General features: G+C 43.0%; 21 protein-coding genes and 2 pseudogenes. 14 read left to right on the plus strand and 9 right to left on the minus strand.

Annotated elements, in window-relative coordinates; genetic code table 11:
• The first annotated feature begins 151 nt into the window (after positions 1-151).
• The 5 genes and pseudogenes from RE628_RS13840 to RE628_RS13860 all read left to right on the plus strand — a co-directional run bounded on the left by RE628_RS13840 (position 152) and on the right by RE628_RS13860 (position 5,137).
• Entirely contained in the window at positions 152-1,168 is a 1,017-nt protein-coding gene (locus RE628_RS13840; protein ID WP_309159189.1) for a TolB-like translocation protein, read from the plus strand.
• Complete coding sequence (locus tag RE628_RS13845) at positions 1,165-1,335, plus strand: hypothetical protein (protein WP_309159190.1); 171 nt, start codon at positions 1,165-1,167, stop codon at positions 1,333-1,335. The genes RE628_RS13840 and RE628_RS13845 overlap by 4 nt, the downstream gene beginning before the upstream one ends.
• A gap of 264 nt (positions 1,336-1,599) precedes the next feature.
• The gene (locus RE628_RS13850; protein ID WP_309159191.1) at positions 1,600-2,073 is read left to right on the plus strand and encodes a hypothetical protein; all 474 of its coding nucleotides are present in this window, start codon (positions 1,600-1,602) and stop codon (positions 2,071-2,073) included.
• Between the two features lie 133 nt (positions 2,074-2,206).
• A complete protein-coding gene (locus tag RE628_RS13855) occupies positions 2,207-2,650 on the plus strand; it encodes a cell wall hydrolase (RefSeq protein WP_309159192.1) in 444 nt (147 codons plus the stop codon).
• 208 nt (positions 2,651-2,858) lie between these two features.
• Positions 2,859-5,137, plus strand: a pseudogene (locus RE628_RS13860) (DEAD/DEAH box helicase).
• Between the two features lie 140 nt (positions 5,138-5,277).
• Here the strand turns inward: RE628_RS13860 and RE628_RS29650 are convergent.
• The 3 genes from RE628_RS29650 to RE628_RS13870 form a co-directional block, all read right to left on the minus strand.
• The gene (locus RE628_RS29650; protein WP_375143114.1) at positions 5,278-5,481 is read right to left on the minus strand and encodes a LysM peptidoglycan-binding domain-containing protein; all 204 of its coding nucleotides are present in this window, start codon (positions 5,479-5,481) and stop codon (positions 5,278-5,280) included.
• Complete coding sequence (locus RE628_RS13865; protein ID WP_309159193.1) at positions 5,439-5,645, minus strand: hypothetical protein; 207 nt, start codon at positions 5,643-5,645, stop codon at positions 5,439-5,441. Before RE628_RS13865 ends, RE628_RS29650 begins: the two co-directional genes overlap by 43 nt.
• A 170-nt stretch (positions 5,646-5,815) precedes the next feature.
• Positions 5,816-8,188 carry an ABC transporter ATP-binding protein/permease gene (locus RE628_RS13870; protein ID WP_309159194.1) on the minus strand — a complete coding sequence of 791 codons (2,373 nt, stop codon included), beginning with the start codon at positions 8,186-8,188 and terminating at the stop codon, positions 5,816-5,818.
• Positions 8,189-8,338: 150 nt separating this feature from the next.
• Here RE628_RS13870 and RE628_RS13875 point away from each other — a divergent pair, with 150 nt between their 5' ends.
• The 4 genes from RE628_RS13875 to RE628_RS13890 are packed head-to-tail and all read left to right on the plus strand — an operon-like array spanning position 8,339 to position 13,739.
• The gene (locus tag RE628_RS13875; protein WP_309159195.1) at positions 8,339-9,013 is read left to right on the plus strand and encodes a response regulator transcription factor; all 675 of its coding nucleotides are present in this window, start codon (positions 8,339-8,341) and stop codon (positions 9,011-9,013) included.
• Positions 9,010-10,077, plus strand: a complete 1,068-nt coding sequence (locus tag RE628_RS13880) for a HAMP domain-containing sensor histidine kinase (RefSeq protein WP_309159196.1) — start codon at positions 9,010-9,012, stop codon at positions 10,075-10,077. Before RE628_RS13875 ends, RE628_RS13880 begins: the two co-directional genes overlap by 4 nt.
• A gap of 43 nt (positions 10,078-10,120) precedes the next feature.
• On the plus strand, positions 10,121-11,881 hold the full coding sequence (locus RE628_RS13885) for an ABC transporter ATP-binding protein (protein ID WP_309159197.1): 1,761 nt from the start codon (positions 10,121-10,123) through the stop codon (positions 11,879-11,881).
• Between the two features lie 55 nt (positions 11,882-11,936).
• Entirely contained in the window at positions 11,937-13,739 is a 1,803-nt protein-coding gene (locus RE628_RS13890; protein ID WP_309159198.1) for an ABC transporter ATP-binding protein, read from the plus strand.
• 81 nt (positions 13,740-13,820) lie between these two features.
• Here the strand turns inward: RE628_RS13890 and RE628_RS13895 are convergent, their stop codons facing one another.
• Genes RE628_RS13895 through RE628_RS13915 form a run of 5 tightly spaced genes read right to left on the minus strand, consistent with a single transcriptional unit; the run spans position 13,821 to position 17,136 of the window.
• On the minus strand, positions 13,821-15,149 hold the full coding sequence (locus tag RE628_RS13895; RefSeq protein ID WP_309159199.1) for an MFS transporter: 1,329 nt from the start codon (positions 15,147-15,149) through the stop codon (positions 13,821-13,823).
• 29 nt (positions 15,150-15,178) lie between these two features.
• On the minus strand, positions 15,179-15,961 hold the full coding sequence (locus RE628_RS13900; protein WP_309159200.1) for a hypothetical protein: 783 nt from the start codon (positions 15,959-15,961) through the stop codon (positions 15,179-15,181).
• 1 nt (position 15,962) lies between these two features.
• Positions 15,963-16,124, minus strand: a complete 162-nt coding sequence (locus RE628_RS13905; protein WP_309159201.1) for a hypothetical protein — start codon at positions 16,122-16,124, stop codon at positions 15,963-15,965.
• Positions 16,121-16,645, minus strand: a complete 525-nt coding sequence (locus RE628_RS13910; RefSeq protein WP_309159202.1) for a family 20 glycosylhydrolase — start codon at positions 16,643-16,645, stop codon at positions 16,121-16,123. Before RE628_RS13910 ends, RE628_RS13905 begins: the two co-directional genes overlap by 4 nt.
• A 23-nt stretch (positions 16,646-16,668) precedes the next feature.
• Complete coding sequence (locus tag RE628_RS13915) at positions 16,669-17,136, minus strand: glycoside hydrolase family 20 zincin-like fold domain-containing protein (RefSeq protein WP_375143081.1); 468 nt, start codon at positions 17,134-17,136, stop codon at positions 16,669-16,671.
• A 355-nt stretch (positions 17,137-17,491) separates the two neighbouring features.
• Here RE628_RS13915 and RE628_RS13920 point away from each other — a divergent pair, with 355 nt between their 5' ends.
• A complete protein-coding gene (locus RE628_RS13920) occupies positions 17,492-18,481 on the plus strand; it encodes a helix-turn-helix transcriptional regulator (RefSeq protein WP_309159204.1) in 990 nt (329 codons plus the stop codon).
• Between the two features lie 59 nt (positions 18,482-18,540).
• Positions 18,541-18,975, plus strand: a complete 435-nt coding sequence (locus tag RE628_RS13925; protein WP_309159205.1) for a MarR family winged helix-turn-helix transcriptional regulator — start codon at positions 18,541-18,543, stop codon at positions 18,973-18,975.
• A 47-nt stretch (positions 18,976-19,022) separates the two neighbouring features.
• Here the strand turns inward: RE628_RS13925 and RE628_RS13930 are convergent, their stop codons facing one another.
• Entirely contained in the window at positions 19,023-19,469 is a 447-nt protein-coding gene (locus tag RE628_RS13930; protein WP_309159206.1) for a protein-tyrosine phosphatase family protein, read from the minus strand.
• A 164-nt stretch (positions 19,470-19,633) separates the two neighbouring features.
• Between RE628_RS13930 and arsB the strand changes: the two are divergent.
• The 3 genes and pseudogenes from arsB (at position 19,634) to RE628_RS13945 (ending at position 23,607) form a co-directional block, all read left to right on the plus strand.
• Positions 19,634-20,617: pseudogene (gene arsB, locus RE628_RS13935) on the plus strand (ACR3 family arsenite efflux transporter).
• A 5-nt stretch (positions 20,618-20,622) separates the two neighbouring features.
• Positions 20,623-21,045 carry an arsenate reductase (thioredoxin) gene (gene arsC, locus RE628_RS13940; protein ID WP_309159207.1) on the plus strand — a complete coding sequence of 141 codons (423 nt, stop codon included), beginning with the start codon at positions 20,623-20,625 and terminating at the stop codon, positions 21,043-21,045.
• Positions 21,046-21,318: 273 nt separating this feature from the next.
• Entirely contained in the window at positions 21,319-23,607 is a 2,289-nt protein-coding gene (locus tag RE628_RS13945) for an ABC transporter ATP-binding protein (RefSeq protein ID WP_309159208.1), read from the plus strand.
• The last annotated feature ends 40 nt before the right edge of the window (positions 23,608-23,647 follow it).

Consider the following 23,647-nt stretch of genomic DNA (forward strand, 5'->3'; position numbering starts at 1 on the left):
GATTGTTTACAAGTTCGTTACAAGCCAGATATTTTCACGAAATATTGTCTTTCTATACTAAGGGCCATGGGGGAGCTTGCAACAGATGAAGAGACCACAACCGGATCAAGCGGCCCGGGTCTGAATAACATTTTTGAGCAGGAGGACCTCGATGAAGATGAACAGAAGGAATTACATCGCCGGACTGCTTGCCGCGACCTTGCTGACAACTGGTATTATATCGGGTTGTAGTGCAGCGCAAGAGGGCAGAACAGCACCGGTTCGCACCACGCCCGATGCAGGAAGCCGAACCAGCACCGAGACGGGAGGAGGAAAACGTGAACTGACAGTAGTCAAAGAGGGCAAACTGCCTGCTGATCAGGGAATTATCGTGCAACGGATACACCGGATTGATGGCGCAAATATCGAGAAATGGCTGTCAGACGATGAACTGGACATCCAAGTAACTACGTTGGAGAAGCAGGCCACTGCTACAAATGAACCGCAATTTAGCTATAGTCGGTTCCGTTTTGATCTAGGGACAGGACAGCGAGAGAATATCAAGGAGCAACCAGGAGTAAGTCAGGGGAAGATCGTCAAATCATTCCCATCGCCGGATGGGAAATACAGCTTCATACAGACCTGGAAGAACAAATATGAGGCCGTGAATACGATCACAAATATGGCTACAGGGGAGCGAAATGAGCTTTTAACGATTGACAATTATATGGAAGTGGGCGGTTGGCTCAATAATGACTCCTATATTCTTGCTGCAGGCTCGATGGAGAACCTAGGTGCGATATGGAAGATTTCTGTGAATGGGAACCGGGAAAAGATTGAGTTACAGGATTCCGAAGTAGAGTTCTTTACCCAATTTGCTGTGGGTAATGGACAGATTTATTACACAGATAACAATAGCCGTTTGAAAAGGTTTACCCCAACACAAGCTCGACCAACCCTGCTAGCAACGGATGTCTCTACTTTGAGCCTGTCTCCTGACAGTCAGAGGATTGCCGTCACCACCACAAGAAGCGGTGGGCAGGAAGAAGAGAGTCTGCTTATCTACGATACGAGTGGTCATGTGCAAGGCTTACAGATCGGTAAGGGCGACTTGATATCCTATCAATCCTGGTCCCCCATTCTTCCAAGCTGGCCTTCGCGGTTTATACCGAGGATAAAGGCGGCATGAATGGGATCTATATTTTTGATACTGTCTCCGGTAAGGTATCGCCGCTAGGGTTATCGTATTTTCCGGTATATCCGCTAAGCTGGAGCCCTTCTGGTGCAAGGCTCGGTATCACTGTGGATGACAAAGAGAAGCTTGTCGTAACTCATATTGTCGATTTTAAACAATGATCATGTTTGGAAAAGAGGAGAAGAAAAAGGAGAGATCGATATAAAAAAAACACTTTTGTCGCTCATCGTACTGGGAATGACATTATCAGGAGCCGCTGGTGTGTATGCCGGAAGCAAGCTGGAGAAGATTAGCGCTTATCTGAATCACGGCATTACTTTTAAAGTTAATGGAGCCGTTCAATCTTTAACAGACAGCAATGGCAAAAAGCTTGTGCCAATCACTTACCAGAATACGACATATTTGCCGGTGCGGTCGTTTCCAACATGGCTGGAATCAACGTGCAGTTCGATGCCGCCAGTCAGCAAATTCGCCTGGAAACGACACAAGGCGGTGATAACCAGCCTGCAGTTGATTTGGCGACTGTTAATTACAATGAAGAGCAGATTAAAGCAATCAAAAAGGCTTACGCTAATTTCGAATCCTTTGAGACATCCTATGCTCCAAAGCAAATGACCGAAAATGACAGTTACGTTAAAGCGGCAGCTACGGGTGATGGAGTCAATTTGATCTTTAAACATATGATTGTTAATGTGTCACCACGGGATTATTCCACTGACTATGAATCCAAGGAAGTCAAATTGTCTAATGGCGTCATAGCGAAGTGGTATACACCTTCCGATACACCGATGCTGGGTTTCCAACTGGACGACCGGACAGTGACGATTAGCTCCCCAGACGGTTCCTTGAGCAACAGCCAGATCGAGCAGGTCGCTGTTAGTGTAACTAAAGTGAAGTAAGTATGAACTAGAAAATTAGTGAACTACCAGCCTTAGTTAGCTCTTGCCACCGATCTGTATCATTATTTTGATAGAGTAACACATCCGCTTCGCCTACAATATGATGAGTCTAGAAAGCTAAAGAGGTGAGCATATGGCAGTCGTAAAAGCCAGGAAACAGGATATTGATATGTTGGCAAGGTTGCTTCGAGCTGAAGCTGAAACTGAAGGTGAAACGGGCATGCTCCTTGTTGGAAATGTTGGCATTAACCGAATAAGAGCAGATTGCTCCGATTTTAAAGGCATCCGGACAATCCCCGATATGATCTACCAACCGCATGCGTTCGAAGCATTGCAACATGGCATGTTCTATCAAAACGCAAGAGATAGGGAACGCCGTCTGGCGCAACGGGCTGTGAATGGCGAACGAAGTTGGCCAGCCGAATTTTCTCTATGGTATTTCCGTCCAGGAACGTTCGAAAATCCCGGACCATGTCCGCCAACTTGGTATAATCAGCCGCTCGTAGGACGATGGAAGAAGCACTGTTTTTATCAACCGACCGTAGAAGAATGTGAAAATGTATATAATACGTTTTAATTACTAAGTAATATGTTCAAAAGGGAAGGGCCAGCCGTGAAGGCTGGCCTTTAAAGCCATGCCGTTATATTTTCAGTAGAAACTGACAAATACATATCCTCACATTATAATTGCTATATATATCCTACAGAGTTACTCGCTAGGAGACGATTGTCTGTTGTTTTGTATCAACGACGGTTAAAGAATGAGTAGGAGGGATCAGATTCCAATGAATTTAGCTATCAAGTTGATACAAGATTTCAAAGACCGCGATACCCGGCAACAGCTGAAAGGCTATCGGGAAAAAACGGAGCTCATCAGGAAACGGAATTTGGAAGCATGGGATGAAAAGCAGCTACATACGGAATCTCTCCGGCTGAAAAAGGAAGCAAAATCGGGTACGCTTTTAGACGAGCTGCTAATTGATGCCTATGCGCTAGTCTGCGAGGCAGCGAAGAGAACGCTCGGATTACAGCCTTATGATGTCCAGATCATGGCTGCCATCGCTTTGCACGAGGGATTCTTGATCGAGCAGCAGACTGGCGAAGGAAAAACGCTCTCTGCTGTTATGCCTGCTTATCTACATGCACTAACTGGCGAAGGCGTTCACGTGCTAACTTTTAACGATTATTTGGCAAATCGAGATGCGGAGTGGATGGGCCCGATCTATCGCTTCCTCGGGTTAACGGTAAATTCGGTTCAAGCGGGGATGAGATTGTCCGAGAAACAGGAAGCGTACAATGCGGATGTAACCTATGTTACGGCCAAAGAGGCGGGATTCGATTACTTGCGCGACACGATCGCACTGAACGAAGCCGATACCGTGCATCGTCCTTTCCACTACGTCATCGTCGATGAAGCGGATTCGCTTCTTCTTGACGAAGCGCGGGTACCGCTAGTCATCGCCGGCGAGCCAGGCTCTTCCAGCAGCGACGGTATTCGTTTCGCAGAAGTGGCTAGGCAGCTCAGGCAAGATGAGTATTATGACTTCGACGAGTTCCAGCGGAACGTTTATTTAAGTGAAGCGGGCTCAGCGAAAGCGGAATTGCTGCTAGGATGCGGCAATTTGTACGAAAGCCATAATAGTCATTTGTTAATGTCGTTAAATTGTGCGCTGCATGCGGAATTGTTATTGAAAAAGACGTCGATTACATCGTCCGGGACAGTAAGATTGAGCTGATCGACGAATATACCGGCCGGGTGGCGGAGAACAGGCATTTGCCAGAAGGGCTGCAACTCGCACTTGCGGCCAAAGAAGGGTTGAAGCCCTCAGCCGGTGGGAAAATTCTTGGTACAATCACCCTTCAGCACTTCCTGAGCCTATACCCGAAGATTTGCGGAATGACGGCTACCGCACAAGCTTCTGCAATAGAATTCGAAGCAATTTATGTGCTACAGGTCGTGCAAATTCCGCCGAACCGGCGAAACATACGGATCGACCATCCGTACCGGATATATACCCATAAAGAAGCCAAACTTAAGGCGCTTATTCAAGAAATCTTGTCCGTCCATACAACGGGACGTCCGATTCTCATTGGTACGTCAAGTGTCGGGGAGTCTGATATAGTGGCGGAGGCGCTAGCGGCTGCCGACGTACCTTGCCATGTTCTGAATGCGAAAAACGACGCCAAAGAAGCCGAGATCATCGCCAAAGCGGGAGAAATCGGCGCCGTGACAGTGTCAACGAATATGGCGGGACGTGGCGTCGACATTCGGCTCGGCGGAGGCAATCCCACGCATGCAGAAGCTGTCGCTAAGCTGGGCGGATTGTACGTGATTGGTACGCATATGCACCAAAGCGTGCGGATCGATAACCAACTGCGCGGTCGATCTGGTCGCCAAGGTGACCCGGGTGCTTCCGTATTCTTCGTAAGCTTGGAAGACGAGTTGATGCTTAGATTCGGCATTGATAGAGTAATACGCGATAGACAGGATGAAGCTCTCGCAGAGTCGGCGCTCCACAGCAAAATTGTGCATATCCAGCACGTTATTATGGGCCAAAACTTCCGTATCCACCAGGAACTAAACTGTTATTCGGATATAGTGGAGGAACAGAGGCGTATGCTATACGAGGAGCGGCTCGGAATTTTAAAAGGCGAGACGCCGATGACCCCTTCGGAGCAGAGGGTATGGCTTTATTATATCGATAAGTTTTGGGCTGACCATTTAGCATATGTTTCTTACATTCGCGAAAGCATCCATTTGACGAGCCTTACTAACCGCCATCCGCTCAACGAATTTTTTACGCAAATCACCCAAGCATACGAGCAAATTTCGGCTAATGTAAATAGTGAGACGGTAAATATGCTTGTAAAGCTCGGAGGTTCGAATGATCCGGCGATGTGGGAAAAGTTCGGGCTGAAGAGCCCTACTTCTACTCGGACTTATATTATTAACGATCAATATATGGAGTACTTTCAGAATCCCAGTTCATGGGCCTCAGGAACGATAATCGCTTATTGGCTTCGCAAGATGTTAAAGCCCGTATTCGGGGGGTCAAAACTTTAATAGGAACGAGTGATCGTGTTGTTCCTGAAGTGCAAGATTAAGTACTCAGTTTGCCCGAGAGAAGGTTAAGGAATTTCTTCAAATATATAATAAGTAAGCACGAAAAAGCAGCTCATTAGAGCTGCTCTGTTAAACTTTATTTATGAAGTTGGCATCTCTGTGTAGGTCTTTTGGCAATTCATATTTGAAATACGAGGCACATACACCATCTCACCGGCCATCAAATGGTTAGGGTTGGCAAGGTGCGGATTGGCCTCTTCCAAAATAGATGGAGGCATATTATATTTGTGTCCCACTGAGGCTAACGATTCTCCAGTCTGGGCTTGATGCTGCGCGAATAACATGTTATTCGAGTTTTCTTCTCTAAAGAAGGGAACGGCGAATGGGGAAAGAAGAAGAACGGGAACAAGGCACGACCAGGGAAAAAAGGATGGGGAATAGGACGGAAAAAAGGCCGACGGCCAAATCCACCACCGAAACCACCACCAGGAGCAAAACCACGATCCATAAGATAACCTCCAGAAAATAGTCATTTGTCTATATAAGGATATTCCCTTGGCAATGATTTGCCACAAAATAATTAAAAAATTGGCGTTGTAATTGAATAGAAGGAGGACACATATCGTCAAAATATGTGTCCTCCTTTATTCGTACCAGGTAGGTGGCTTCTAAAGAATGCTATTCACTTCGAAGTGCAACAACTGGATCTTTCTTTGCAGCCATTCTTGATGGAATAAATCCAGCAATTAAGGTGAGTATCATACTTCCCGCAACCAGTGCTGCTGCATGAAGTGGGTTAAGATTTGCAACTCCGGAAATTCCTGCCAGATTAGATATAATGGAATTAATCGGTATTTCAAGCAGATATGAAAGACCTACTCCAATCATTCCTGCCGTGAATCCTATAATCAGCGTTTCCGCATTAAATAACCTTGAAATGTCTTTTTTACGTGCACCCACACTACGAAGGATGCCGATTTCTTTGGTACGCTCAATTACCGAAACATACGTTATTATACCGATCATAATTGTGGAAACCAAGAGAGAAATAGCAGCAAATCCGGTCAAAACATAAGTTACGGTATCAAGTAGTGTTCCTGTTATGGAAGAAATCATTTCCGCCATATCCGAATAAATCAGTTTATTATCGTCTGATTTATCATTATTGTATTGATCAAGGTATTCCTTTACCTTGTCTTTGCTATCGTAATCTTTTGGATAAATATTGATACCCGTTGGAGTGGAATCAGCTCCAAGCATGATCAATGCATTGTCCTTTGCCTTATTGTCTAGAGGAGTGCCAAGTATAACATCCTTATCCGAATCTTTTTGGGCGGTGGCAATTTCGCTCTTTAGCGCATCCTCAACTACATCTACGGTGAGAGCTGTGGTATACGCAATACCTGGTGATAAATAGCTGCTTGATACATCTTGTTTCGAACGTAGAATACCGGTAATTGTGAGATTTGTTCCAGTATCACTGTCATATAGCTTTTCATAATCTGTAGGCGCAGCCGCAGTGAATAAATCTCCATTCCTAGTATAGTATTCATCATTCGGTATTACTTTTAAAACTGTTTTGCCAATAAAATCGGTAAGCTTATAATTTTCGGTATCCTCAGTAATACCAAGTTTCTCAAAAAATGCTTTGTCAATACGGTTATATTTATCAACAACTAATACGACTTCGTTTTTTCCTGTAGGCATCCTGCTTCCTTCACCAATTAAATCATATTGAGATAGAATAAAATCGTTATTTTCAGGAAGCTCCTGCAAATAGGTACTATTACTACCCATCATCATTCCCATACCGCTTGGAGTAAAAGTTGTTTCAAACTTTACGGCTGTGTCTTGTCCTTTTGCCAACAAATTGATGTTCACTCCGTGCATATAGGAAATATTGTTGACGGCATTAGGCAATTCAGTTTCCAGTTTTCCGATATAATTAAGATAATCTTCGGTAATGATATTGCTATGCTTTGTACTGTTTTTCTCACTGTCATAGGAGTACATAACGTTATCCTTCGGATATTCTGTATATCCTGCTGCATCATTATTTCCTTCAAGACCACCAGGACCACGTTCGGTCAAATCTATGGTTTGCTCGCCTGTGCTGATGGTGATGGGAAAACTGCTCAGTGTATCGGACTGCATACTGCTCATATAGGTAGACAGTCCGTTTGAAAGAGCCAAGACAAGCGCAACACCGATAATTCCAATGCTCCCAGCAAATGCTGTAATAAGCGTTCTGCCTCGTTTTGTCAGTAGATTTTTGAAGGAAAGCATCGTTGCTGTTATCAGTGACATGGAGGTTTTCTTAAATTTCTGTTGTTTGGGTGTTTGTACGGATGCTTTTTCTGTTTCAGCTTCCACAATTGGATTACTGTCCGACTGAACTTCACCGTCTAAAAAACGGATAATTCTGTCTGAATATTCCTCTGCCAGTTCACCGTTATGGGTCACCATGATGACAAGACGTGTTTTGGCCACTTCCTTTAAAATATCCATGACTTGAATACTGGTATGACTGTCAAGTGCTCCGGTCGGCTCATCCGCAAGGATTATATCGGGATCGTTCACAAGCGCCCTTGCTATGGCTACACGCTGCATTTGACCGCCAGACAATTGATTTGGCTTCTTATTCAAATGGTCTACAAGCCCAACTTCTATTAGTGCCTGCTTCGCCCGTTGTTTTCTTTCAGAAGCTGATACACCAGATAAAGTCATAGCGATTTCAACATTTTGCAATATCGTTTGATGTCCGATTAGATTATAACTTTGAAATACAAAGCCTATAGAACGGTTACGGTATGCATCCCAGTCACTGTTCTTGAACTCCTTAGTGGACAAACCGTTTATTACTAAATCGCCACTATCATAGCGGTCTAAACCACCGATAATATTAAGAAGTGTGGTCTTACCACAGCCTGACGGACCGAGTATGGAAACAAGTTCATTTTCTCGAAATCCAAGTGATATGCTCTTTAAGGCGGTAACGACTTCGCCGCTATTATATGTCTTTTTTATTTTCTCTAGTTTGAGTTTCAGCATGAACACTCCTCCATTCTTTTGTGTGCACCAATAGGGTAGCAGTGTAAAGTAAACTCAATATCAATTGAATGGAGTGATACAGTTGATATTCAGTTTACTTTTTGATCGTAAAATGAATTAGCAATAATAAGGCAAATGGAGGCATTGAATATGCTGAAAATATTAGTCGTAGAAGATGATACTAACAGCAGAAAGCTAATGTGTGCCGTTTTAAAACAGAACGGTTTTGAAACATACTGGGCGGAGGACGGCATTATCGCACTTCATTTAATGGAACAGCAGCACATTGATTTAGTAGTACTTGATTTAATGATGCCGAATATGGACGGCTATGAATTAACACGGCAACTCCGGCTTTCATGGGAGAATCTGCCCATCTTGATGGTTACAGCTAAGCAAGAACCAAAGGACAAAAGGAAGGGGTTTCTTGTTGGTACGGATGATTATATGACAAAACCTGTAGATGAGCAGGAGATGGTACTTCGTATTAAGGCACTTCTACGCAGAGCTAACATTGCCAGTGAACACAAGCTAACAGTCGACAAGGTCGTACTTGATTATGATGCGCTCACCGTATCCCGTGAAGATAAGGTTATTACACTGCCGCAAAAAGAGTTTTACCTATTATTTAAGCTGCTTTCTTATCCGAATATGATTTTTACTCGTCTCCAACTTATGGATGAGATTTGGGGAGTGGAATCCGAAACCGATGACCACACACTTAATGTTCATATAAACCGCTTGAGAGACAGATTTAGGGACTGGTCAGAGTTTGAGATTATTACAGTTCGGGGGCTTGGTTATAAGGCGGTGAAAAAAACATGAGAGATTTTTTTAAGAAGCGATTGAGTCTTGCTATAACCTTGGTGATGTTTGTATTCGGTGTTATGGTTGCAACATTTTTGCTGATTGGAGGAAGCGTCGTCCTATTACAACATATTGGCGTTATTTCTCTATCTAGTCATCTTGCACCGGATTCGAGAGGAACCAATGGAAATCCTATATTCCCGTTAGTTATACTCTTTGGTCTCTGCATCTTGCTTGGAACTGCACTTACAGCCTTTCTCAGCAAAAAAGCGCTGAACCCCATCCGCAAGGTAATTGATGCCACACATAAGGTGGCCGGAGGAGACTTTAGCGTTAAGGTAGATCTAAAAGGCATTGGGGAATTGGAAGAATTATCTCAGAGCTTCAATAAAATGACACAAGAACTCTCGAGCATTGAAACACTGAGAAGCGATTTTGTTAACAACTTTTCCCATGAATTTAAAACACCTATCGTTTCTTTACGTGGTTTTGCAAAACTTCTCAAGGAGAATAATCTTTCGGATGAAGAACAACGGGAGTATCTTGACATTATCATCACGGAATCAGAGCGTTTAGCTGCACTTTCTACCAATGTGCTTACTCTGTCGAAATACGAGAACCTTAAAATTGTTGCGGATAAAGCCCCTTTCAGGCTGGATGAACAAATTAGAAGGGCCATCGTATTAATGGAACCCAAATGGTCTGCCAAGGAGATTACCGTAAATGTGGACTTAGATAATGTGACTTATAGAGGAAATGAAGATTTGACACAGCAGATATGGCTTAATCTTATCGATAACGCCATTAAATTTTCCTATCAAGGTGGCCTTATAAATATAAACCTTGCATATGAAAATGACGAGATCCGGTTTGTTATTCAGGATGACGGATCTGGTATGGACGAACAGACTAAAGCACATATTTTCGATAAATTTTATCAGGGAGATACTTCCCATTCTAAAACAGGATACGGGCTTGGACTTCCACTTGTAAAACGCATAATAGAACTTTGTAACGGTGACGTTGACGTTCAAAGTCAAATGGGTAAAGGCAGCATATTTACCGTTGTATTGCCGTTATAAACATATAAATAAAGCGGTATTAACAAATAGGAGGATTGTGCAGATGATAAAGATTTTTAAGTATCTCAAGCCCAAGGAATGGATACAAGCAGTTATCAGTCTTGTATTCATTGTCGTGCAAGTATGGCTTGATTTGAAATTACCGGATTACATGGCTGAAATTACTCAGCTTGTCCAAACCTCAGGTAGTGAGATGAGTGAAATCTGGAAAGCCGGAGGTTATATGCTCCTGTGTGCGCTGGGGAGTCTTGTGTCCGCTATCCTGGTTGGCTTTTTTGCAGCACGGATTGCATCGTCTTTCTCGCAAAGGCTTCGTAGTCTGCTGTTTAACAAGGTCGAATCCTTTTCAATGGAGGAAATAAACCGCTTTTCTACTTCGAGTCTGATTACCCGTTCTACAAACGATATTACGCAGATTCAGATGCTTGTCACCATGGGATTACAAATCATCATCAAAGCGCCGATCATGGCGGTCTGGGCCGTTACAAAGATTGCTGGAAAAGGATTTGAATGGACACTTGCGACGGGTGTAGCTGTTTTGATTTTGCTGGTCTTGATCGCGTTTATTATGGTATTTGTCCTGCCGAAATTCAGAAAAATGCAGACGCTCACCGACAACTTAACTCGCGTGGCTAGGGAAAACCTTACAGGCTTGCGCGTAGTTCGAGCTTATAACGCCGAGGATTATCAGGAACAAAAGTTTGAAAAGGCTAACGAAGAACTTACTTACACCAATTTGTTCACTAACCGTGCCATGTCGGTAATGATGCCGGTGATGAGTATGATTATGAGCGGACTTAGCCTTGCAATTTATTGGATTGGTGCATATCTAATCAATGCAGCTGAAGCAACGGACCGATTGACGCTTTTCTCCAATATGGTTGTATTCTCATCCTACGCCATGCAAGTCATTATGGCCTTCTTGATGCTAGTTATGATATTCATTATGCTTCCGAGAGCCAGCGTTTCCGCCAAACGTGTCAATGAGGTGCTGGATACGCAGCCGACTATAAAAGACGGTCATGTTAACGAGGGCTTACAGGGATTAAAAGGCGAGGTCACATTCAATCATGTCAGCTTTAAGTACCCGGATGCGGCTGATTATGTTATAGAGGATGTCAGTTTTACAGTAAAACAAGGTGAAACTATCGCGTTTATCGGCTCAACCGGGAGCGGGAAATCAACCCTTATCAACCTTGTACCACGTTTTTTTGATGTGACTGAAGGCGAAGTACTGATTGACGGCGTGAATGTAAAAGAATATAGCATTGAATCGCTTAATAATAAAATTGGCTATGTGCCGCAAAAGGCTGTCATGTTCAAAGGAACGGTGAGTTCCAACGTAGCCTTTGGAGATAATGGAAGCGCAGGTTACAGTGAAGATGAAGTTAAAAAAGCTGTACAGATAGCACAGGGCGCGGACTTTGTGGAAAAGATGGACGATGGTTACAATGCGCTGATTTCACAAGGTGGCACAAATGTATCGGGTGGTCAGAAACAACGTCTCGCGATTGCTCGCGCAGTCTGCCGTAAACCTGAAATATATATCTTCGATGATTCATTTTCGGCGCTTGACTATAAAACAGATCGTGTTCTACGCAGCGTGCTGAAAAAGGAAACTGCTGGAGTGACAAGTATGATTGTAGCACAGCGGATTGGAACCATCATGGACGCCGATCAAATTATTGTACTAGATGAAGGCAAAGTGGTGGGAAATGGAACTCATAAGGAGCTGCTACGCGACTGTGATGTATACAGGGAAATCGCTATGTCACAATTGAGTGAGGAGGAATTGATATCATGAGTGAGAAAATGGAAAGTAGAAGACCCGCCAGAGGACCAATGGGGGACCTCCCGGTATGCATGGTCCGGCCGAAAAGCCAAAAGACTTCAAAAGTACATGGGGCAAATTGATTAAATATTGTAAAAATTATATGCCCGTCATTGTGATTGCACTCATTATCGCGGCCGTCGGTACTGTATTACAAATCATAGGGCCGGATAAATTAAAGGACATGACCAATGAAATTACCAAGGGGCTTCCCGCGCTGATAAACGGGCAACCTGTCGTAGGTGCAATTGATATGGATGCCGTAGTGAATATTGCCATGTTGCTCGTATTCTTCTACGCGTCCTCTGGGTTGTTAAGTTTTATTCAAAACTATATTATGGCAACTGTAACAGCTAAAATATCCAAAAATATGCGGACCGGCATTTCTCAAAAAATCAATAAATTACCGCTTAAATACTTTGATAAAACAAGCTATGGCGATGTACTCAGCCGTGCGACTAATGACGTTGATACGATAGGACAAACGTTAAATCAAAGCATCGGTACAATGGTCAGCGCAATAACCATGTTTGTTGGTTCTCTGGTTATGATGTTCTACACGAACTGGATTCTGGCGTTGACCGCGATCGGTTCTACCATTATCGGCTTTGTATTAATGATGTTGATCATGTCAAAATCAAAGAAACATTTTACAGCACAACAAGAAGGCCTTGGTGAAATCAATGGTCATATTGAAGAGGTTTATTCGGGACATAATGTTGTTAAAGCCTATAACGGTGGCAAGGCGGCAAAAGAAACATTCGAGAAAATTAATAAAACTCTATATGACAGCGGCTGGAAGTCTCAATTTCTGTCGGGATTAATGATGCCTATTATGAGCTTTATTGGTAACTTAGGTTATCTAGCCGTGTGCGTAGTCGGAGCAGTACTTGCCATGAACGGGACTATTTCCTTTGGTGTAATCGTAGCGTTTATGTTGTATATACGCCTGTTCACGCAGCCGCTTGCGCAGTTAGCCCAAGCAGCTCAAACGATGTTAAGAACCGCTGCCGCAAGCGAGCGCGTCTTTGAATTTTTCGAAGAAGAAGAAATGGCAGATGAAAGCGAAAAAGCAAAAAAACTTGCTAATGTCAAAGGCGACGTAGAATTTAAACACGTTAAATTCGGCTACGATAAGGATAAAACGATAATCCACGACTTCTCAGCCATGGTCAGAGCAGGGCAAAAAGTCGCAATCGTCGGCCCGACAGGGGCAGGAAAAACGACGATGATTAACCTTTTAATGCGTTTCTACGAGCTGGATGGAGGCGAGATATTGCTGGACGGTATACCTACGCATGAAACTACTAGAGAAAACGTACACGAACAATTCTGCATGGTATTGCAAGACACATGGCTTTTTGAGGGAACGATCAAAGATAACATCAAATATAGCAAGCAAGGCGTGACGGATGAGGAAGTCATTACCGCATGTAAAGCAGTCGGATTGCATCATTTTATACGAACGCTTCCCGATGGCTACAATACAGTATTGAATGACCAAGCAAGCTTATCGGCAGGACAAAAACAGCTTCTTACTATCGCGCGAGCCATGATCCAAAATGCACCGCTCTTGATTCTAGATGAAGCGACAAGCTCGGTCGATACACGCACGGAACGTAAAGTGCAGGAAGCAATGGATAAGCTAATGGTTGGTAGAACATCATTTGTTATTGCACACAGACTTTCGACCATACGCAACGCTGATATGATTCTTGTCATGAAGGATGGCGATATTATAGAAAGCGGCAATCACGTCGAGCTTCTAGAACAAGGCGGATTCTACGCGGACCTGTATAACAGCCAGTTTGAAGTACAACAGGCTATATAGTTTCCTTGGGGACGAACCCTTGGCCCAACCAAATCCACAAGAAAGGACACCCATCGTGAGGTGTCCTTTCTGCTATGAAATCTATTTTACATTCAAATTTTCAACAATTTCGGCATACTTATTTTCAGTCAGGTCATAGAAACAAATGATAATAACGCTGATAGCGATTCCAATTACCGGGAAGATGGACATCATCAAATTAATCCCGTTCAAAGTAACTGCCGATTGAATTACGTTAGGCGCATATCCAAAAAAGGTTAATCCAAAACCGGCCGCAGCACCAGCAATTGCGGTGCTGATCTTTCCAGCGAATGTACCTACAGCTGTAATGATACTCTCTGATCTTTTCCCTGTCTTCCACTGGGCATATTCAATCGTATCAGCTTGCATCGAAGCGGTAAGAACAAGGCTAAAACCTATGCTGAACATACTAACTGCATTCATTACAAACAAGTACACGATTTGATCCGGTTGTCCAAAATAAAATAATATATTACCTATGATACCGATGATCCCGCCTGCAATATACGTATTCTTTTTTCCTAATTTAGCCGATATTTTGGGCATCAGCCCAGCTGCAAGAAGCATCAACAGCATACCGCTTAACGAAAAGGCAGCAAACAACCCTTCATTTCCGAGATTATAACGGATATAGTATACCGTTACTGTCTGCTTCAATACCATCGTGGTTCCCGAAAATAAACTGGCTATCGTCAAGATCAGCAACGGTTTGTTTTTCAAGACAACATCTAGGCTTGCCTTTAGAGATTCCTTCTCTTGTTTGACTTCATAATGATGCTCTTTTGTATTACGGAACAAGTTGATGCTAGACAGGACACATATAGAACCAAATATAACAGCAACCCAGAAGTATCCCTTAGCAGCGTTCCCATTGCCAATGGCATTTACAATGGGAAGGGAGGCACCGCTAGCAATTACAGCACCGAGAATACCTAGCATTTTACCAATCGCAATCACTTTGGTCCGTTCTACTGGATCAATAGTCATAGCAGGCGCCATGGACCAGTAGGGGACGTCGAATAAGGCATAAGCCGTATTCCACAGAGCATACGTAACGACTAAATAGACGGTCTTCATTTCAGGACTAAGATCGGGTGCATAAAAGCAGAGAACGGTCAGTATGGAGACCAAAATCCCTCCTGCTAATACAAACGGTCTAAATCTTCCCCAACGTGTGTGAACTCGATCGATGACCACAGCAATGACTGGATCTAGTACAGCATCCCATATTCTGACGAGGAGAAACAGTGTACCTACGAACGCCGCGCTGACTTCAAGCACATCCGTATAAAATACCAAGAGCAAAAAAGTTATAAGCCCAAAAACCATATTTTGCCCAAAAGCCCCTAATCCAAAGGACCATTTTTCCTTACTACTCACCTGTTGCATGATGATTTCCCCTTTTATAAGAACATGGATCACTCTTGAAGTTTGGTTTCATATTGGTTTTGTAGATTAAGGAATTGCTGAATACTTCGATTTAAGCCGCCAATCCGGTTTCTCTTTAACCATAATTGAGAGTAACGGATACGAATCGATGTAATCGAATCGATCAATTGATTGAGTTGTTCTGTTCTCCAAACCTCATCCTTAGCTTGTTCAAATAGAATAAACTCATAGAGATCAAGCGCATGATTAAGGAGACGAATCGTATAGTCGAACTCTTCGCGAATCAAATGGTTATCCGGACATTCCATGTTGCTCTCTTGAAGTTTGCTCGACATTCTCTCCAAGAAACGCCTCATCTCTTCATATTGGAAATTTCGCACGAAATCGATGGATTCATTTTGCGGTAGATTGGCCATCCCATAGTTAATTGATGTAAAAAGAGAGTTAAGCTTATCATTTAATACCTCGCTATTAGTCAAGCCACCGCCAAGCGGTGTCAACAGAATAAACATCGCTGTCATATTCAAAATCGGGAAATTCTCAAAACGATAATAGTTGCCTAACTCAAGTACGAAACTTCCCATTATGTTGTTGGCATCCTCAAATACCGAGCGGTTCAAATAGTTCACAACATCTGCCTCAGCCGTAGCGATGGAATCGGCATTCCAACTTAAACCTGCGCTATAAACATAACCCGCATAGCTGATAGGGGCATATTGCCAGTGACCCATATCTCCCCAATCCGTCACGATGAGGCCCGCCGCACCATATTTTTTCCCGTTTATGGCCGCATCCGCAATATTGCCAAGCATGTTATCGGTCCGGCCAGGCAATGGACATCCAACTGCTTGTCCCTGGACAAACCATGTAAGGCTTCCCGGACTCTTTCATTATTTTGCAATGATTTTCGAACGGGCGAACTTTTGCATAATTCCAATCCAGCACCATGCAGTCTTCAGGCAGTTCATTGATCATTTCAGGGTGCAAGAAGATGATATCCCCCATAAAAGGGGCCTCTTTCCATGTTTACGAACGATTTGCACGACTTTCTTCAAGAAAGCCAAATAGAGGTCAGCCGTACTAGAATCCTTGTCTGCTTCCTTGCTCTTTCCCTTCCCAAGCTCAAACGGTTCATCGAAATTGATATTTACAAACGGCGATGAAAAGTTAGGAAGCAGCTCATTAAGCAAGTTCTCAACTAATTCCAATGACTTCGGATCTTTGACGTTTAAGGTGGAAGCAGGAAACTTGACTCCTGGCACGAGTTCATAACCCTCCGGACATTCAGCCAATTCAGAGAATGGTTCTCTTTCAAGCCATTGAGTCATATGTCCCAAAAGATTTTGATTCGGTATCAAATCAATAAACCGCTCTGTAGCATACCGATCCAAAGCTTGAACCTCAGCAGCTGTCAAGGGTGTTTCATACGGGAAAAAGCTCTTGTAGCGCTCATATTCAAAGCAGTAGCCTTCCATGTATAGCTGTAAATGATTCATTTTGAGATCCGCCATTAGGTCGATCAGTCTATACAACGAGTGCATAGAGGGATTTTGTCCCGTCCAATATCCAGCATTAAGCCTCTGACTTTCAAATCCGGTGCATCCTTGATCTTCAAATAAGGAATAGTATTACTACACTGATTGTATATTTGCTTCAACGTTATCAGTGAATAGTTCAAACCTGCGAGATCCGCATATTCGATTGTAACGCCGTTTTCTTGAATAGACAGATGGTAGCCTTGCTCAGAAATCTGGCCATTATATTTAAACGAGAAGGCTGGCTTATGCTCTTGCTCCCGGTCTACCGCAGCAAACGGCATACTTGTGATCTCAAGCAGTCGATGGATGATCATAGATTCTCTACCACCTTGATCAAGCAACGAAGATGGACTAATCTGAACGGATAGTTGGTTTGGTTTTAACCATAGCCCTGATTCAAAAACAATATGTCGAGGAACAGGGAAAAGGAATAAATTTTGCGTATTCATTAGTTTGTAACCCCTTTCACATAAATTTCCATTGGCGGATGTTCTTAATAGCGAAATTCATAATCACAAAAAAATTAGTCAGTGCTATCTAAGATAAAACAAAGTATACTAAAGTCTAATTTGCTAATTGGATAATATCTTTCAGTTATAGATAATAATAAGGAGAGTTATTTGTGGTAGAAAATGATGGGATTAATATTGGTTTAGTTAAGGAACAGGCCAAAAGCTTACATTTGATTTCTGGAGAATACGTTACGGGTGTGGATATGGAATCTAATACCGTGTTCTCTTTACGGACTCTAAGACCTCAATCAAGCTTGTGAACCAGAGCTTCCTTTTAGATCTCTTTACACTCATGAAAGAGCGACAGAATGAAATACTGGAATTAGATTATCCGCATTTCTTATTTCTATCCCCTGATTCATGGGTATTGTATGTTCTTCACCTAAAAGATAAAAATCTACATATCATCTTAGGTCCTATACCAGAGCAGGATCGTACAGAGAAACTTCAACATCTGATCCGTTTATGTAACTGGCTATTTCAATCAAATGATACTTACACCTTGCCCCAGCCAAAAACATATACTCTACTACGGGAAGAAAATGTCCAAGAATCGCAGGATTTATCTCTTGTTCATATTTACTATGAACGGGAATTTAATCATTTCCCTCTAATACATGGCGAATATTTAAAATCAAGAATGTTGGCGGGAGACTTGAAGGCAATCCAAGACTTTTTCGATTCCTACTCAAATATTCTTAAACTAGCATCAGAAAATATTGAACTTGCGAAAGGCGATCAGTTACGGTCATCCAAAAATCATCTTATTGCTGCGTGTGGAATCGCTTGTTCCTTTGCACTCGAAGGGGGAGTAGATGATGAATACGCAAGAACGCTCGCAGACCAATTTATTCTTAAAGCTGAAAGCATTCAAACGAGGTCCGACTATATTAAATTAGTGCGCGATATCTTTTTAAAGTTCACATCCAGTGTTATAGAATTCTCCAATCCGGACTATTCTACTTTAGTCATAAGCACGATTCATTATATGCATACCCATTTTTTCGAAAAATTGACCTTAGATGATGTGGCTAGAAAGCTCGGAAGAAGTCCTTCATATATTTCAGACAAATTAAATAAAGAGACCGGTCAGTCATTTAATGAAAATCTAAATCAAATTCGGATAAAAGAAAGCAAGCAGTTGTTAATTCATACGCAAAAATCCATTAACGAAATCGCCATCGCGGTAGGGTTTGATTATCAAAACTATTTTGCTAGAGTCTTTAAGAAAATAGTCGGTGTCACGCCTTTACAATATCGTAATAAAAGAGGACTCAGTTGACTTGACCCGAATGACGGAGTATATTACTTGAATCGCTTATAAAAGGTGGCTTCAAAAATATGCCTAAAAAGGAACTCATGCTTGAGGTTTCGGGGATGTTTCGCCAATTGCTGAAGAATATGTCGAATGAATTGAACAAAGTCTGCACCAAAGAATACAATCTATCTTTTTCACAGTATCAGATCCTATATACTCTCAAAATGCGGGGCGCGCTGAAAGTGTCGGAGCTAGCTGAAGCACGATCTCTTACGCCTCCAGCAGTGACGGGTTTGATCGACAAGCTTGATGCCGGGGGTTATGTGAAGAGAGAGCGGGCGGAGGACGATCGTAGGGTGGTATATACCGTAATTACAGAGAAAGGATATAACATCGTCGAGAAGGTGACCGAGGATCAGAAGGAACTGATTCAAGCGCTTTTCGATATGCTTCCCGAGGAAGATATGCAGCATTTGAAGAGAATCTACTCTTCGATGCTTTTAAAGTATAATCGATAATAGCTAGAAGGTATAAAAAAACAGCACCTTACAAAAGGTGCTGTTTTTTATACCGAATGATTGACATAAATTCTCTCTAATGCTTCCATCTGAATAGGTTTGATTGAGAGGATCGGGCGAATTTCCTTAGCTTGGGCCTCGGCTTCCTGTAAGTTCGTACTCAATCCAAGCTCCATTAAAATACAGGTAGCAACAGTACCCGTACGACCTTTTCCTCCTCCACAATGAAAGGCAACCTTTTCTCCCTTTCGATATGCAGATACAACTTCAAGAATTGCCTGATGAAAGAGTTTATTTTGTGGTTCTGTTGGATGATCATCTAGAGGGATTTTAATCCATCTAACATTAGGATCATTTGAGGCTGATTGAGTGGCCTCCTCGCGTAAATCGACAATCACATCAATGCGTTCATGCTCAACTATATCAGGGATATCTAGCGCTCCACCCATAAAGATCCGATTTGGAATTAGTGCATGATAATTGGTTGAAATCATTTGTATTCTCCTCATTACGGTTTGAGTTTTGATCAAATCATAATTCAACTAGATATTCACTGTCAATAACTAAATAATTACTTGATTATATAATTGAATGCTTATAGTCTACTAGGAGATTATCTTTTCTGGATCGCTATTTAACGGTTTGGATCTTTGCTGCGATGGCCATAGGAATTTTGCTTGGAAGCTTGGTACGGGAGTATCTAATACATTGACTGAGATGCAAGTAGGGACTACCTCTGTACCGATTGCTATTGGCCTTATCTTGATGATGTATCCACCACTTGCAAAGGTTCGCTATGAGAAATTGGGGCGGGTATTTAAAGATTGGAAGGTACTCATACTTTCCTTGGTTCAGAACTGGATAATAGGCCCAATCCTCATGTTTGTTCTAGCCATTCTGTTTTTGAGCGATATGCCTGAATACATGATTGGTCTTATTATGATTGGCCTTGCTCGTTGTATTGCTATGGTACTAGTATGGAGCGACTTAGCAAAAGGTGATCCTGACTATACTGCAGGACTTGTTGCATTTAACTCCATATTCCAGATTTTGTTCTATTCCGTGTTTTCCTATGTGTTCATCACAGTGATACCAGAGTGGTTCGGTATCACGGGTTTTGAAGTGAATATAACTATGGGAGAGACCGCGGAGAGTGTTCTAATCTACTTAGGAATTCCTTTTGTTGCCAGTTTTTGACGCGCTTTTTTCTTATCCGGTCGAAGGGTGAAGAGTGGTATGTTCAGAAGTTTATTCCGAAGATCAACCCACTAACTCTAATTGCTTTGTTATTTACGATTATTATGATGTTTTCTTTAAAAGCGGATATGATTGTAAATCTTCCGCTAGACGTAGTTCGCATAGCGATACCATTAGTCATTTACTTTGTTATTATGTTTCTTGTGTCTTTTTATTTGTCTCATAAAACCGGAGCAAGCTATCAAGTGTGTACCTCGCTATCCTTCACGGCGGCAAGTAATAATTTTGAATTAGCGATTGCAGTTGCGATTGGTGTATTTGGAATTAATTCGGGGAGGCTTTTGCTGCGGTGATAGGTCCACTTGTTGAGGTACCCGTGTTGATTGCTCTTGTGAGTGTAGCGCGTAGATTTGAAAGAAAGTATTTTTCTACTAGGGAGTCGTGATATTTATGAGTAAACCAGTTGTGTATTTCTTATGTACGGGAAATTCTTGTCGTAGTCAGATGGCAGAGGCTTGGTTAAGAAATCTTGGTGGAGATCGTTATGAGGTGCTCAGTGCAGGACTTGAAGCACATGGATTAAATCCAAGAGCAGTTCAGGTCATGAAAGAAGCAGGCATTGATATAACTAGTCATTCATCGGATGTAATAAATCCAGAAATTTTGAATCGGGCGACTTATGTTATTACACTTTGTGGCCATGCAGATGAGCATTGTCCGATCATTTCCAATAAGAATGTAGTGAAGTGGCACTGGGGATTTGATGATCCAGCTCAGGCCACAGGAACAGAAGATGAAATTATATCACAATTTAGAGCGGTGCGTGATGCAATCAAAGCGCGTGTAGAGCAGTTTTTAGAAACAGGGAGGTAAATAATTTTTTAAGATAGCCGACCTTGCAAGGTCGGTTTATTTCCTTACTCAAGAAGATTTGCAGAATGAAAGAAACGATGAATCTAACTGAGGGCCCATCGCCCCTACACTTTGGTTCATCAGAACTTTATTTAGCACAATTATTAATTCATTAGGAAGCAGTAGTAATTTGTGATTATAAGTAAATTATCCCTTTCTTGGAATCCACAAAAAGTGTAATATAGTCGGTACGTGATGTGATCAAACCACAAATTTAGAGGATTTGAGGGACCAATGGATAAATTTCCAAATGAAATCGTAGATGCCTTGAAGCAGTATGAGATCTCTCCAGAGCAGGTGCTGATCTGGATATTGTGTGACCGGACATTGGATAAGGGCTTTAAAGATACTTATGTGCTGCTCACCCGCGAGTATGTATTGATCCTGACAAGCAATCGGGAACCATACCTGGAAAAGACGTACAACGGTTATACCGCAAAAGTGAAAGCGCTTTCCGAAACGAATGCTGTGGAATGGGATATGGAGAAGATCGGGATCAAGGAGATTGAGTCCTTGACCATTATGAATCTGGTCGCTTCCGGCATGATCGTAATGAAGGCGCCGGAGGAACGGGTGATCGCCGCATTTACGAATGGCCACATGAAGCGTGCTGCCAAACTCGCGGGGGTCTTTGACAAGCTGAAGAAAGACGAAATTCCGATTGAGCAGGAACTGGATGAAGACCTTGAGCGTGCTGCTTGTCCAAAGTGCGGAATGATATATCCCGAGGAAGGCAGGCAAGTCTGCCCTAAGTGTATGAAGAAACATGCTGTATTTGGCAGGCTGTTGTCTTTTGCTGGCAAGTACAAGACTTCTATATTTTGGATCGTGTTTTTTATGCTATTGAACTCAGCCGCAGGGCTTGTGATTCCTTATCTGCAGGGGACGCTGTTGTTTGACCAGGCTCTTGGAGGGAAAGGGGCTTTCGCAGGACGGATTGGACTCGTCATAATTCTGATAATCGCTTTCCGGACATTGGCGCTGTTGTTTGGGGTTATCTATGGAATCATCAATGCAAAGATGTCCGTAAATATCGCCTTTGATCTGAAGGCTAGCGTATTCCATGCGATGCAGCGCTTGTCATTAAGTTTCTTTGAGAAGAAGCAAACCGGACAGCTGATGACCCGGATCAATAATGACGCGACCGAACTACAGTATTTCTTTATCGATGGAATTTCTTATTTTGTAGTGAACGCCATGAATATCATCGGGATTATCACGATTCTACTTATCATGGATTGGCAGCTTACACTGCTTTGCTTGCTGCCGCTTCCGCTCGTATTCTTTCTGGTCCGCAGGGCGTTTCCGAAGTTATGGCGTCTTTCCATTCGAAGGCATAAAAGGGTGAGCTTAATGAATGCCATTATCAGCGATACGATCCGTGGGACGCGCGTGGTAAAGGCATTTGGGAAGGAGAAAGTGGAGAATGACCGCTTTCAGAGGGTAAGTGGCGATTTTTCTCATGCAGAGCAATCTTTTAACAAAATGGGCGCGACAATGTTTCCTATACTCAATATTTTGACACAAGCTGGCGGGATTATGATTTGGGCTTTTGGCGGCTGGAAGGTGATGCAGGGGGATTTAACCTTCGGTAAAGTGATGACTTTCATCAATTACATGCTCCTGCTGTATGGCCCTATTCAATTTATGAACAACATTATGAACTGGTGGTCCTACTGCATGACCGCCGCGCAACGGATTTTTGAAATTCATGATGCGGTGCCTGACGTTGCAGATAAGCCGGACGCCATGCAGCTGACGGATATGCGCGGGGAAATTCAGATTACGAACGTGACCTTTGGTTATGAACCTAACAAGGCGATCTTGAAAGGGGTGTCCCTGCACGCCAAGCCCGGCCAGATGATCGGTGTTGTCGGGCATTCAGGAGCCGGCAAATCGACGCTGGTCAACTTGATCCCAAGGCTTTATGACGTAAATGAGGGGAACATCCAGATCGATGGATTTAACATTAAAGATTTAGCAACCGCCTCTTTACGCAAGCATATCGGAATCGTATCCCAGGATGTGTACGTGATGTCCGGGAGTATTGCCGAGAATATCGCGTACGCCGATCCGGATTGCACGCTCGCTGATTTGATTCATGCCGCCAAGGTTGCGGGCGCACATGACTTCATCGAGAAGCTCCCCGACGGTTACGATACCATTGTCGGCACGGGTGGACATAATCTATCAGGCGGCGAGAAGCAGAGGCTTAGCATTGCCAGAGCGATTCTGCACAATCCGAAAATATTGATTCTAGATGAGGCCACAGCATCGCTGGATACCAAGACAGAACTGCAAATTCAGGAGGCGCTTGACACGTTAGTGCGGGGAAGAACGACGATTGCTATTGCGCACCGCTTGTCCACGCTAAGGAATGCCGATTATCTGGTTGTTCTAGAACACGGGACGATTGTGGAAGAAGGGACTCATGAACAGCTGATGATGAAGGAAGGGGCCTATCACAGCCTGGTAAGGAAACATGACGAAGCGTTGAAGATGAATGAGGTGATTATGGTATGAGTAAGTACGGTGTCGACAGTGCGCAAGCTTCACAACATAG

The sequence above is a fragment of the Paenibacillus sp. D2_2 genome, from assembly GCF_031199965.1.
Taxonomy (GTDB): domain Bacteria; phylum Bacillota; class Bacilli; order Paenibacillales; family Paenibacillaceae; genus Fontibacillus.